This window comes from Streptomyces sp. NBC_00466 (assembly GCF_041433995.1).
In the GTDB taxonomy this organism is placed as follows: Bacteria; Actinomycetota; Actinomycetes; order Streptomycetales; family Streptomycetaceae; genus Streptomyces.
In genome coordinates this window covers 6686236-6698422 of sequence record NZ_CP107896.1, presented here as the reverse complement: position 1 = coordinate 6698422, position 12187 = coordinate 6686236, and the positions used below count along the sequence as shown (strand labels likewise).

The window sequence follows — 12187 nt, the reverse complement described above, 5'->3', positions numbered from 1 at the left end:
GGGGGCCGCGCGGCGAAAGTCGCCGCGCGGCCCCCTGCTGCTGAGAAGAGGCTGGTCAGCCCTTGCGGGCGGTGATCTCTTCGGTGAGTTGGGGGACGACCTGGAAGAGGTCGCCGACGATGCCGTAGTCGACGAGGTCGAAGATCGGGGCTTCGGCGTCCTTGTTGACGGCGACGATGGTCTTGGAGGTCTGCATCCCGGCGCGGTGCTGGATCGCGCCGGAGATCCCGTTGGCGATGTACAGCTGCGGGGACACGCTCTTGCCGGTCTGGCCGACCTGGTTGGAGTGCGGGTACCAGCCCGCGTCGACCGCGGCACGCGAGGCACCGACAGCGGCGCCGAGCGAGTCGGCGAGCGCCTCGATGATGTGGAAGTTCTCCGCACCGTTGACCCCGCGGCCACCGGAGACCACGATCGCGGCCTCGGTCAGCTCCGGGCGGCCCGTCGACTCACGCGCCGTCCGCGAAACAACCTTCGTCCCCGTGGCGTTCTCGCCGAAGGAGACCGCCAGGGCCTCGACGGTGCCCGCGGCCGGGGACGCCTCGACCGGCGCAGAGTTCGGCTTGACCGTGATCACCGGAACACCCCGCGAGACCCGGGACTTGGTCGTGAACGACGCCGCGAACGCCGACTGGGTCGCGACCGGACCCTCCTCACCGGCCTCCAGATCGGTGGCGTCGGTGATGATCCCGGAGCCGATACGCACCGCGAGACGCGCCGCGATCTCCTTGCCCTCGGCAGAGGACGGGACCAGCACCGCCACCGGCGACACCGCCCCGCACGCCGCCTGCAGCGCGTCGACCTTCGGGACGACGAGATAGTCGGCGAACTCGGGGGCGTCGGCCGTGAGGACCTTCACGGCACCGTGCTCGGCGAGCACGGCGGCGGTCTCCTGGGCACCGGCACCCAGCGCGACGGCGACCGGGTCACCGATCCGGCGGGCCAGCGTCAGAAGCTCCAGCGTGGGCTTACGGACAACACCATCGAGGTGATCGACATAGACGAGAACTTCAGCCATGGAATTGCTCTCCTGCGAATGCGAAGAATCGGGGGCGGTCAAGAGACTCGGGCGGTCGAGAGGCTCGGAGAGCCTCAGATGAACTTCTGGCCCGCGAGGAACTCCGCGAGCTGCTTGCCGCCCTCGCCCTCGTCCTTGACGATCGTGCCGGCGGTACGGGCCGGACGCTGCGCCGCGGAGTCGACCTTGGTCCACGCACCCTCCAGGCCGACAACGTCCGCCTCCAGGTCCAGGTCCTCCAGGTCCAGGGACTCCACCGGCTTCTTCTTGGCGGCCATGATGCCCTTGAACGACGGATAGCGGGCCTCACCCGACTGGTCCGTCACCGACACGACGGCCGGCAGCGAAGCCTCCAGCTGCTCACTGGCGGTGTCGCCGTCACGGCGGCCCCGGACCGTGGTGCCCTCGACCGACACCTCAGACAACAGCGTGACCTGCGGGACGCCGAGCCGCTCCGCGAGCAGCGCCGGGAGCACGCCCATCGTGCCGTCCGTCGACGCCATACCGCAGACCACCAGGTCGTACCCGGTCTTCTCGATCGCCTTCGCGAGCACCAACGACGTACCCATCACATCCGAGCCGTGCAGATCGTCGTCCTCGACATGGACAGCCTTGTCCGCCCCCATCGACAACGCCTTGCGCAACGCGTCCTTCGCGTCCTCAGGACCGACCGTCAGGACAGTGATCTCCGCGTCGTCAGCCTCGCCCGCGATCTGGAGCGCCTGCTCCACCGCGTACTCGTCGAGCTCCGACAGCAGCCCGTCGACATCCTCACGGTCCAGCGTCAGGTCATCGGCGAAATGCCGGTCACCAGTGGCATCGGGCACGTACTTCACACAGACAACGATCCTCAAGCTCACGCCGGCTCTCCTACTGCATCGTCTTTTCCGGGCTGCCTTGTTGCTCGCAGCATAGGCGCCTGATGGGGCGATTTCCGCCTGGGGGTTCCGACGCCCCCACCGAAATATTACTCGCCAGTACATCCAGAATGTACCCAGTAAGCAAGCGCTTTGAACTGTGACGTGAGCAACGCTCCGTAGCCGGGGAATCCGGGAGAGTCTCAGTCCCGCAGCGCGTTGAAGCGCCCCTGGTGGTAGAGCAGCGGGCGCCCGGTCCCGGCCGGGTCGCCGGTGACGACCTCGGCGATCACGATGCGGTGATCCCCGGCGGGTACCCGCGCCACCACCCGGCAGACCAGCCAGGCCAGTACGCCGTCCAGCAGCGGCACGCCTTCGGGGCCACTGCGCCAGTCGGTGGGCGCGGCGAACCTGTCGGCTCCGCTGCGCGCGAAGGTGGCGGCCAGCTCCTGCTGGTGCTCGCCGAGTATGTGGACCCCGACGTGTTCGGCCCGGGCCATCACCGGCCAGCTCGACGAGCCGGTCGCGACACCGAAGGAGATCAGCGGCGGCTCGGCGGCGACGGAGTTGACCGAGGTGGCGGTGAAGCCCACCGGCCGCTCACCGGCCGCGGTGACCACCGCGACTCCCGAAGCGTGGCGGCGGAAGACCGAGCGGAGCAGTGCGGGGGCGGCGAGCGGACCGGTGACGGAGTCCGTGGAAGCCGCCGGGACGGCGCGCGCCGCGGGCGTCCTCGGCGCCGGGGCCGGGGCCGGTGTGCGGGTCGTCGTCATGCGGGTGTCCTTCTCCGGTGTGAGCGAACGGGGCCGGGGGCATTCAGACACCCGGACAGCCCGCGCCGGCGTTCCGGGCGAGGTCCACAGGGACCTGGCGAGGGAGACACCGGCCGTCAGGAGAAGAGAGCTGCGACATAGCGTCAGGTTGACGATTCAAGGGACGCCCCGTCAAGGGCGTTCCGGAATGTGGGAGATCGCTCACGGTGAGTCAGACCGCCTGTCCCAGGGCGGCGATGACGTCGGCCTTGCGCGGCTGCCCCGACGCCCGGCGGACGATCCGGCCCTGCGCGTCGAGCACCAGCACCGTGGGGGTCTTGAGGATGCCCAGCTCCCGTACCAGTCCGAGCCGGGCCTCGGCGTCGAGTTCGACATGGGTGACACCGTCGACCATGCCGGCCACCTCCCGCAGCGTCCGCCAGGTGGCCCGGCAGGGCCGGCAGAAGGCACTGGAGAACTGGACGAGCGTCGCCCGCTCCCCCAGTTCCTCGCCCAACTCCGCGGCCCCCAGCCGCCTTTCGCCGTCCTGCCCGTGCACGTCCCTCTCCGTTCCTCCGCCGCCGTACCGGCCGGAAGCCGTACGGTTCCACAGCCGCCGGCCCGGCCGCGCATACCGCCCGGCCGCCGCAGCCACGGCCTCCGTCCGGGTGCAGCGCCTCCGCCGCCAGGAAGATTCCCGGAGCCGCACCCGAGGCGCGCGGGTCGTGCCGAGCGGTGTATGCGCTGCTCGGGAGTGGTGCGGGCGGTTTACGCACGACGTGACGAGGATCTCGCGGTCCCACGTCACCAGGGGTGGCTACTCTGGTCGGCATGGGGCACGATCTGCCCCATGCCGCAAACCTACGGCAGCGTAACTTCCGCCGGGGGGCACGTCCCCGGGCACAGAAGGGTCTTCTCCAGATGGCAGAACTCGTCTATCGACCGGTCATCGGCGCCGCTCGGGGGCTCTTCAAGGCGCTCGACCTCAAGATCGATACACAGGGTTCCGAGAACATCCCCCGCTCGGGCGGGGCCGTACTCGTCAGCAACCACATCGGCTATCTGGACTTCATCTTCAACGGTCTGGCCGCACTCCCGCAGAAGCGCCTGGTGCGCTTCATGGCCAAGGAGTCGGTCTTCCGCCACAGGATCTCCGGGCCGCTGATGCGCGGTATGAAGCACATCCCGGTGGACCGCAAGCAGGGCGAGGCCGCCTACCGCCACGCCCTCACGGCCCTGCGTTCCGGCGAGATCATCGGTGTCTTCCCCGAGGCCACCATCTCGGAGTCCTTCACGCTCAAGAGCTTCAAGTCGGGCGCCGCACGGCTGGCCCAGGACGCGGGCGTGCCGCTGATCCCGATCGCGCTGTGGGGCACCCAGCGGCTGTGGACCAAGGGCAGGCCGCGCAACCTCAAGCGCAGCCACATCCCGGTCACGGTCCGGGTCGGCGAGCCCATGGAGGCGCCCGCCGACGAGTACGCGGGAGCGATCACCCGCAGGGTCCGCGAGCGTATGCAGGAGCTGCTGGAAGCGGCGCAGCGCGCCTATCCGGTACGCCCGAAGAACGCGGCGGACACCTGGTGGATCCCGGCCCATCTCGGCGGCACGGCACCGACCCCCGCGCAGGTGCGGGAAGCCGGAGCGGGCTGACACCGGACCGCTGACACCAGGACCCGGCCCGCAGGACCGCCGACGGCCGGGTGCGGTGGACCGTGAGCACACGAAGGTGCGACCGACCGGAATCCATCACTTTCCGGTCGATCGCACCTTTGCGTATCTGCGCACGTTCTTACGCATCCGCGGATCGGTTCGGCGTGTAGCGGCTCAGCGGGCCAGTTCTTCCTTCAGCGCCAGCAGGAAGCCGTCCACGTCTTCCTCCGTGGTGTCGAAGGAGCACATCCAGCGGACATCGCCGGCCGGCTCGTCCCAGAAGTAGAAGCGGTAGCGCTTCTGCAGCCGCTCGCTGACGTCGTGCGGCAGCCGTGCGAACACCGCGTTGGCCTGCACGTCGTGCAGGATCTCGACCCCGTCCGTCTCGCGCACCCCCGCGGCGAGGCGCTGGGCCATGGTGTTGGCGTGGCGGGCGTTGCGCAGCCACAGGTCGCCGGTGAGCAGCGCCTCCAGCTGCACCGACACGAAGCGCATCTTGGACGCCAGCTGCATCGACATCTTCCGCACATGCTTCATGTGCCGCACGGCGTCCGGGTTGAGCACGACGACGGCCTCGCCGAAGAGCGCGCCGTTCTTCGTGCCGCCGAAGGAGAGGATGTCCACGCCCACGGCGTTGGTGAAGGCACGCATCGGCACGTCGAGCGATGCCGCGGCGTTGGCTATCCGGGCACCGTCGAGATGCACCTTCATTCCGTAGCCGTGGGCGTGCTCGCAGATGGCCCGGATCTCGTCGGGGGTGTAGACCGTGCCGAGTTCGGTGTTCTGGGTGATCGAGACGACCTGCGGCATCGCCCGGTGCTCGTCGTCCCAGCCGAACGCCTGACGGTCGATCAGCTCGGGTGTGAGCTTGCCGTCGGGCGTGGGTACGGTCAGGAGCTTCAGCCCGGCGACCCGCTCGGGGGCGCCGCCCTCGTCCACGTTGATGTGGGCCGTCTCGGCCGCGACGACGGCGCCCCACCGGTCGGTGAGCGCCTGCAGCGCGACGACGTTGGCCCCGGTGCCGTTGAAGACCGGGAACGCCTCGGCGCTCTGGCCGAAGTGGCTGTGGATCAGCCGCTGGAGGTGGTCGGTGTAGGCGTCCTCGCCGTACGCGATCTGGTGCCCGCCGTTGGCAACGGCGAGCGCGGCCAGGATCTCCGGGTGGGCACCCGCGTAGTTGTCACTGGCGAACCCACGGACCTGCGGGTCGTGGTGGCGTACGGCATCGGTCCTCACGGGGCGGGTGTCAGCCACAGGCGCTTTCCGTTCACTTCTCCGGCGGGCTGGTCCCAGACACCGGCGATGGCCTCGGCCAGCTGCGCGACGTCGGTGAAGCCCGAGAACTTCGCATTCGGACGCTCGGCACGCATCGCGTCGTGTACCAGAGCCTTGATCACCAGGACGGCGGCGGCCGTCCGCGGACCGTCCTCACCGCCCGCCTTGCGGAAGGCGTCGCCGAGCGCCAGCGTCCAGGCCTCGGCCGCGGCCTTCGACGCCGCGTAGGCGGCATTGCCCGCGGTGGGCTTGGACGCACCGGCCGCGCTGATCAGCACATAGCGGCCGCGGTCGCTGCGCAGCAGCGCGTCGTGGAACGCCAGGGAGGTGTGCTGCACCGTTCGGATGAGCAGCTTCTCCAGCAGGTTCCAGTCGGCGATGTCGGTATCGGTGAAGGTGGCGCTGCCGCGCCAGCCGCCCACCAGGTGCACCAGACCGTCGACACGGCCGAACTCGGCCTCCGTACGGTCGGCCCAGGCCCGCGTGGCCTCCAGATCCAGCAGGTCGACCGTCTCTCCGGTAACGGTGGCGCCGCCGTGCGCGTAGCGCGCCGCGTCCACCGCCTCGGCGAGCCGGGCGACGTCGGAGTCGGCGCCGACCACGGTCGCACCGGCCTCGGCCAGCCTCAGCAGCGCAGCGCGGCCCGCCGGGCCCGCGGCCCCGGCCACCGCCACCACGGCTCCGTCCAGCGATCCCTTGCTCATCGTCTCCGCCTCCTGCCTGCGGGCGCTCACGCCGCTTCCCGCTCGTGGGTGCCCGCCGCGGTGATGCCCTTCGTCGAGGCGACCACACTCTTCAGCTTCTTGGCGAGGGCCTCATAGAACATGCTGAGCGGAAACTCGTCCGCAAGCACGTCATCCACAAGTTTACGCGGCGGCTGGCTCAGATCCAGGGCGTCCGGACCCTTGGCCCAGCGCGACCCCGGGTGCGGGGCGAGATAGCGGGAGACCAGGTCGTAGGCGGCGAACCAGTGGACGAGCTTGGGGCGGTCGATGCCGGCCCGGTACAGGTCCTCGATCTCCGCGCAGAGCTGGTTGGTGACCTGCGGGGCCCGCTCCCAGTCGATCTTCAGGGTGCTGTCGGTCCAGCGCACCACGTCGTGCTGGTGCAGATAGGCGAAGAGCAGCTGGCCGCCGAGCCCGTCGTAGTTGCGTACGCGCTCACCGGTCACCGGGAAGCGGAACATCCGGTCGAAGAGCACGGCGTACTGGACGTCGCGGCCCTGCCCGAAGCCGTCGGCCTCAAGGCGCACGGCCTCCCGGAAGGCGGTCAGGTCGCAGCGCAGCTCTTCGAGGCCGTACATCCAGAACGGCTGGCGCTGCTTGATCATGAAGGGGTCGAACGGCAGGTCGCCGTGGCTGTGGGTGCGGTCGTGGACCATGTCCCACAGCACGAACGCCTGCTGGCAGCGCTCCTGGTCGGAGACCATCTCCTGGATTTCCTCGGGCAGTTCGAGCCGCAGGACCTTCACGGCGGCCTCGGTGACGGCCCGGAATCGTGCCGCCTCGCGGTCACAGAAGATGCCGCCCCAGGTGAAGCGGTCGGGGGCCTCGCGTACGGCGATGGTCTCCGGGAAGAGCACCGCGGAGTTGGTGTCGTACCCGGACGTGAAGTCCTCGAAGGTGATGCCGCAGAACAGCGGGTTGTCGTAGCGGGTGGCCTCCAGCTCGGAGAGCCAGTCCGGCCAGACCATGCGCAGCACGACCGCTTCGAGGTTGCGGTCCGGGTTGCCGTTCTGCGTGTACATCGCGAAGACGACCAGGTGCTGGAGTCCGTCGGCGCGCAGGTCGGCCGGGTGGAAGGCGAGCAGCGAGTCCAGGAAGTCCGGGACGTCGAAACCGCTGCCGGCCCACTTGCGGAGGTCGGCGACCAGCGCCCGGTGGTACGCGGCGTCGTGCGGCAGCAGCGGGGAGAGCTCCTCGACAGCGTCCGTCACCCGCGCGATCGCGGCGTCGGCGGCGGCACGGGAGGGGGCTCCGTCGGCCTCGAAGTCGATGGACCCGTCCTTCGACTGCCAGGGCCTGATCTCCTCGACGGCGTTCTTGAGCACGGGCCAGGCCGGGTGCTCGACCACCCGCCGATCGCCGGATATACCGCCGTCGACTGCGTCCTGCACAAGAATTTTCGTCATGTCACTTCCTCCACAGCAGAAATTGCCGTCAAACCGCTGGGACACCGTATCCATGTTCGGAACACTCGTTCAAGGCCGCACTCAGTAGATTGTCCCGCCGAACCCCCTTGATCGCAGCGAATCTTCCTGCCGCCTGCCCCATATGAAACCGCTTTCACCCCACGGGGCCCGGAAAAACTGCGCTTCGTCACATTTCATCGTCCGGTCCGCCCGCCGGCCGGAAACACGGGCACTGCGCGGCATCGCGGGAGCCGGGGACAGTGGCGGAGGCGGAGCGTTAGGCTGCGGCTCTGCCAGCTGGGTAGCAATGCCACGCGAGAGCTGCCGTCGACGGAAGCGAGAGAACCTTGAGTCTCCTCATCATCGGACATCGCGGGGTCATGGGCGTCGAGCCGGAGAACACCCTGCGGTCCTTCCGCCACGCGGAACAGGCGGGTATGGACGCCATCGAGCTCGACCTGCATCTGAGCAAGGACGGCTCACTCGTCGTCATGCACGACACGGACGTGGACCGCACGACGAACGGCAAGGGAGCCATCGCCGACCAGACGCTCGCCGAGCTGCGTGAGCTCGACGCCGGCCAGGGTGAGCGGATCCCGGTCTTCGAAGAGGTGCTGGACGCGGTCCGCTCACCGATTCAGGCCGAGATCAAGGACGCCGCCGCCGCGCGGGCACTGGCCGAGGTGATGCTCCGGCGCGACCTGGCCGGGCGGGTCGAGGTCTCCTCGTTCCACGACGAGGCGGTCAGTGAGATCGCGGCACTCGTGCCGGGCGTACGGACGGTGCTCATCGCGAGCCGCTGGGGCCCGGACATCGTGGCCCGCGCCAAGGCCGTCGGCGCCGCGACAGTGGCGCTGAACATCCGCAGGCTGACCCTGGAGACCGTCGAGAAGGCGCACTCGGAAGGCCTGAAGGTGCTCGGCTGGGTGGTGAACACCCAGGACCATCTGAGGCTGGTCCGGGCGCTGGATCTGGACGGTGCGACCACCGACTACCCGGAGATCCGGCGCACCGGGCGGTTCACGGCCTGAGCGCCGCGCCCGGGCGGTGCACGGCCCGGCTGCCGCTACTCCGTTCCCGCGTACTCCGTTCCCGCGCCGGGGACCTCAGCGGGAAGCAGCTTGACCAGCAGCTCGAACTGGAGGTCGTCGCGGAGCGGGATGCCGAACCGCTCGTCGCCGTACGGGAAGGGGAACATCCTCCCCGTACGGCGGTAGCCGCGACGCTCGTACCAGGCGATGAGGTCGTCCCGTACCGAGATGACCGTCATGTGCATCTCATCGGCGCCCCACTCCGTGGACACCCGGCGTTCGGCCTCCGCGATGATCCGCTTGCCGAGCCCCGCGCCCTGCAGGGCCGGGCTCACGGCGAACATCCCGAAGTAGGCCGCGTGGCCGCGCCGCTCCAGCTGGCAGCAGGCGACCGGCTCCCCGTCGCGCTCCACCACCATCAGCCGGCTGGCGGGCGCGGCGATGACTCCGAGCACCCCGTCAGGGTCGGTGCGCCGGCCGTCCAGGATGTCCGCCTCCGTGGTCCAGCCGGTGCGGCTGGTGTCCCCGCGGTAGGCCGACTCGATCAAGGTGACGAGCGCCGGTACGTCGGTCTCTGCCGCGTCCCTGAAAGTGATCCGGTCGGGGGCGGTGTCCATGGGGTGATATCTCCCGTCGAAGGCGGATCCGGGCGGTCCGGAGCCGTCCGGACGGTGCTGCACAGACCGTCCGGAGCTGTCCGGACGGTGCTGTCCAGACAGTAACGCGCCCGCGACGCGCTCCCCCGTGCCCCCCTGCGCTTGCGTGCGCTCCGCCCGGCAGGGGCATCGATGCGTCGAGGGGGACGCCCGTACGGGCTGACGCGTCGAACGGGGGAGGTACGCCGTGCACGGATCAGCGATGTCCGGCTGGCTGCTGATGGCACTGAGCGCGACGACCGGAGCCTACTGCCTGCTGCGGATGCGCAGCAGGTCACAGCAGGCAAGGGCGGCTGCGGGGAGCGACGCGGTGATGGGGTTCGGCATGGCGGCGATGGCTCTGCCCGCCGCGGTCGCCACTCTCCCCGAGTGGGGGTGGACAGTGCTCACCGCGGTCTTCGCCGCGGGTGGCCTCCGGGCGCTGTGGCAGCTCCGCACGAGCGCTCACCATCTGCACCATCTGGTCGGCTCGCTCGCCATGGTCTACATGGCGCTCACGATGACGCCCGGGACCGCGGGGACGGCAACGGGCGGAGCGCACGGCGGAACCATGGATCACATGTCGCACTCGGCAGGCGGGGTCCCGCTGCTCACCGGGGCGCTGCTCGTCTACTACGCCGTGTACGTCCTGCGCGCGGGAGCCACCCTGGTCCCTACGCCTGCGGCGGCGGTGGCCGGAGCCGCGGCGGGTGGCGGGCCGGGCGGCGTCATCGCCTGGGGGGCCCGTCCGGAGCTGGCGCTCGCCTGCCGGCTGGCCATGGGAATGGCCATGTTCGCGATGCTGCTGACGATCTGACCCCGGCTGCCCGCGACGTTCGACCGGAGCGAAACCGGCCGAAACGGTCAACGGCCGCCCTTCCCACGGCTCTTCCCGTTCTCCGGCCGTTCTCCGGCGGAAGATTCTTCCCATTCTCCGGCGGAACCCGACCGTGTCCTGCGTCACTTGCGGAGCCAGGCCATACCCCGGCGACACACCGACTCCATAAACTGACGACCATGGTGGTCTCCCTAGCGCTGTTGCTACTCGGAGCCGTGGCTGCTGTTGCGGCACCGCGGCTTCTGGCGCGCGCGCAGTGGCCCGAGCGGGAGCCCGTGGTGGCGCTGTGGGTGTGGCAGTGCGTGGTGGCCGCCGTACTGCTCTGCTTCGCCCTGGCGATGACTTTCAGCGCGTCGGCGGCCTGGCAGCTCGTACGGGGCCATCTCTTCGCCCCCGCCCCGCACGCCGTGGTGGAGGCGTACGCCCTCGGCACGTACACACAGTGGTCGGCGGCGACCGCGACGGTGCTGGCCGCCTGCGGTGTCTGGACGGCCGTGATGCTCACCCGGGAGATCCGCCGCACGCGCGCCGCACGCCGGCAGAGCCGCACGGAACTGCTGGTGCGCTCCCCCGTGCTGCCCGGCGAGGAACCCGGCAGCGAGCGCCTCGTCGTCCTGGAGGGCGAGCGCCCCGACGCCTGGTGGCTGCCCGGCGCGGCTCCCCAACTGGTCATCACCACGGCGGCACTTCGAGGGCTGAAAGGCCGTCAGCTCGATGCCGTGCTCGCCCATGAGCAGGGCCACGCACGGGCCCGTCACGACTGGCTGCTGCACTGCTCGGCCGCGCTGGCCGTGGGCTTCCCGCAGATTCCGGTCTTCGCCGCCTTCCGCAACGAGATGCACCGGCTGGTGGAACTGGCCGCCGACGATGTGGCTTCGCGCCGGTTCGGCCGGCTGACCATCGCGCTGGCGCTGGTACAGCTCAACGAGCACCGCGGGGTGTTCGGCCCCTGCCCGACCCCCGACGCGGAGCTTCCGCACCGAGTCGACCGGCTGCTGAACGCGGCCCCGCGCCTCACCGCCGGCCGCAGGCTGCGGCTGACCGCCGCCGCCTCACTGGTGCCGGTCGTGCCGCTGCTGGTGGCGTTCATCCCGGGACTGCGCGCGCTGGGATAGCGGTCGCGGCCGGTGGTGGCGATGACACCGATACCTGTCGCATCGGCCGGACGGGAAAGAATGTACCCATGACGATCAAAGCCGTACTCTTCGACTTCTCCGGGACACTCTTCAGGATCGAGCCCGTCACGACGTGGCTGCGCGCCACCCTGGACGAGACGGGCTGCACGCTGAACGAGGATGAATTCGCCCTCCGCGCAGCCGAGTTGACAGCTGCGGGCGCACAACCCGGCGGCCCGGGCCCCCAGCAGGTGCCGCCCTCGCTCGCCGCGCTGTGGGCATCCCGCGACGAGAGCGCCGAGCAGCACCGCGCCGCGTTCACGGGTCTCGCCCGCCAGGTCGAGCTGCCGGATCCGGCGCTGTACGACGCCCTCTACGCACGCCACATGACACCGGACGCCTGGAGCCCCTACCCGGACGCGGCCGAGGTGCTCAGCACCCTGCACGCCCGCGGGACCGGGGTCGGCGTGGTGAGCAACATCGGCTGGGACCTCCGGCCGGTGTTCCGCGCCCATGGCGTCGATCCGTACGTGGACCAGTACACCTTGTCGTACGAGCACGGCATCCAGAAACCCGACGTCCGGCTCTTCCGCGCCGCCTGCGAGGCGCTGGGCCAGGATCCCGGCGAGACCCTGATGGTCGGCGACGACCGCCGCGCCGACGGCGGTGCCCGGGAGCTGGGCTGCGCGGTCCATTTCGTGGACCACCTCCCGGCCGCCGAGCGCCCGGACGCACTCCGTCCGGTCCTGGATCTCGTCGGCTGACACGGCGGCGCGACCGGACCCAGCCCCCGGGAAATCACCCGGAACCACCCAAATCGAGCCGGCGATCACCGGATGGAGACAGCAGGACACCCGGACCGGACGGTCCCCCGCGCCGCCCGGT

12 protein-coding genes and 1 pseudogene are annotated in these 12187 nt (G+C 70.2%); 5 read left to right on the top strand and 8 right to left on the bottom strand.

All coding sequences use genetic code 11. The features are described from left to right. Nucleotides 1–55: 55 nt before the first annotated feature. From OG210_RS30080 to OG210_RS30065, 4 genes and pseudogenes are all read right to left on the bottom strand, one after another. Nucleotides 56–1018: an electron transfer flavoprotein subunit alpha/FixB family protein gene (locus OG210_RS30080; protein ID WP_328323856.1), complete on the bottom strand. Its 963-nt coding sequence runs from the start codon at nt 1016–1018 to the stop codon at nt 56–58. Nucleotides 1019–1092: 74 nt separating this feature from the next. After that, a complete protein-coding gene (locus tag OG210_RS30075; RefSeq protein ID WP_328323857.1) occupies nt 1093–1878 on the bottom strand; it encodes an electron transfer flavoprotein subunit beta/FixA family protein in 786 nt (261 codons plus the stop codon). Between the two features lie 200 nt (nt 1879–2078). Further along, on the bottom strand, nt 2079–2648 hold the full coding sequence (locus tag OG210_RS30070) for a flavin reductase family protein (protein ID WP_328323859.1): 570 nt from the start codon (nt 2646–2648) through the stop codon (nt 2079–2081). Nucleotides 2649–2859: 211 nt separating this feature from the next. Continuing rightward, nucleotides 2860–3238: pseudogene (locus OG210_RS30065) on the bottom strand (TlpA family protein disulfide reductase). A 310-nt stretch (nt 3239–3548) separates the two neighbouring features. Here OG210_RS30065 and OG210_RS30060 point away from each other — a divergent pair. Continuing rightward, entirely contained in the window at nt 3549–4277 is a 729-nt protein-coding gene (locus OG210_RS30060; RefSeq protein WP_328323863.1) for a lysophospholipid acyltransferase family protein, read from the top strand. Between the two features lie 174 nt (nt 4278–4451). On the opposite strand, the gene OG210_RS30055 is transcribed toward OG210_RS30060, so the two are convergent. From OG210_RS30055 to OG210_RS30045, 3 genes are read right to left on the bottom strand one after another with little or no spacing between them, the layout of a single operon-like run. Beyond that, nucleotides 4452–5531 (bottom strand): low specificity L-threonine aldolase, encoded by a 1080-nt coding sequence (locus tag OG210_RS30055; RefSeq protein WP_328323865.1) that lies wholly within the window; start codon nt 5529–5531, stop codon nt 4452–4454. Beyond that, complete coding sequence (locus OG210_RS30050) at nt 5510–6256, bottom strand: SDR family NAD(P)-dependent oxidoreductase (protein ID WP_328335307.1); 747 nt, start codon at nt 6254–6256, stop codon at nt 5510–5512. Before OG210_RS30050 ends, OG210_RS30055 begins: the two co-directional genes overlap by 22 nt. 26 nt (nt 6257–6282) lie before the next feature. Continuing rightward, the gene (locus tag OG210_RS30045; protein ID WP_328323866.1) at nt 6283–7683 is read right to left on the bottom strand and encodes a DUF6421 family protein; all 1401 of its coding nucleotides are present in this window, start codon (nt 7681–7683) and stop codon (nt 6283–6285) included. A gap of 380 nt (nt 7684–8063) precedes the next feature. On the opposite strand from OG210_RS30045, the gene OG210_RS30040 reads away from it, so the two are divergent. Beyond that, nucleotides 8064–8714, top strand: a complete 651-nt coding sequence (locus OG210_RS30040) for a glycerophosphodiester phosphodiesterase family protein (protein ID WP_328335308.1) — start codon at nt 8064–8066, stop codon at nt 8712–8714. 35 nt (nt 8715–8749) lie between these two features. Here the strand turns inward: OG210_RS30040 and OG210_RS30035 are convergent, their stop codons facing one another. Next, nucleotides 8750–9331: a GNAT family N-acetyltransferase gene (locus OG210_RS30035; protein ID WP_328323868.1), complete on the bottom strand. Its 582-nt coding sequence runs from the start codon at nt 9329–9331 to the stop codon at nt 8750–8752. Nucleotides 9332–9557: 226 nt separating this feature from the next. On the opposite strand from OG210_RS30035, the gene OG210_RS30030 reads away from it, so the two are divergent. The 3 genes from OG210_RS30030 to OG210_RS30020 all read left to right on the top strand — a co-directional run bounded on the left by OG210_RS30030 (nt 9558) and on the right by OG210_RS30020 (nt 12066). Next, the gene (locus tag OG210_RS30030) at nt 9558–10166 is read left to right on the top strand and encodes a DUF5134 domain-containing protein (protein WP_328323870.1); all 609 of its coding nucleotides are present in this window, start codon (nt 9558–9560) and stop codon (nt 10164–10166) included. 200 nt (nt 10167–10366) lie between these two features. Then, a complete protein-coding gene (locus OG210_RS30025; RefSeq protein WP_328323872.1) occupies nt 10367–11302 on the top strand; it encodes a M56 family metallopeptidase in 936 nt (311 codons plus the stop codon). Nucleotides 11303–11370: 68 nt separating this feature from the next. After that, nucleotides 11371–12066, top strand: coding sequence for an HAD family hydrolase (locus OG210_RS30020; protein ID WP_328323874.1), 696 nt, complete (start codon nt 11371–11373; stop codon nt 12064–12066). The last annotated feature ends 121 nt before the right edge of the window (nt 12067–12187 follow it).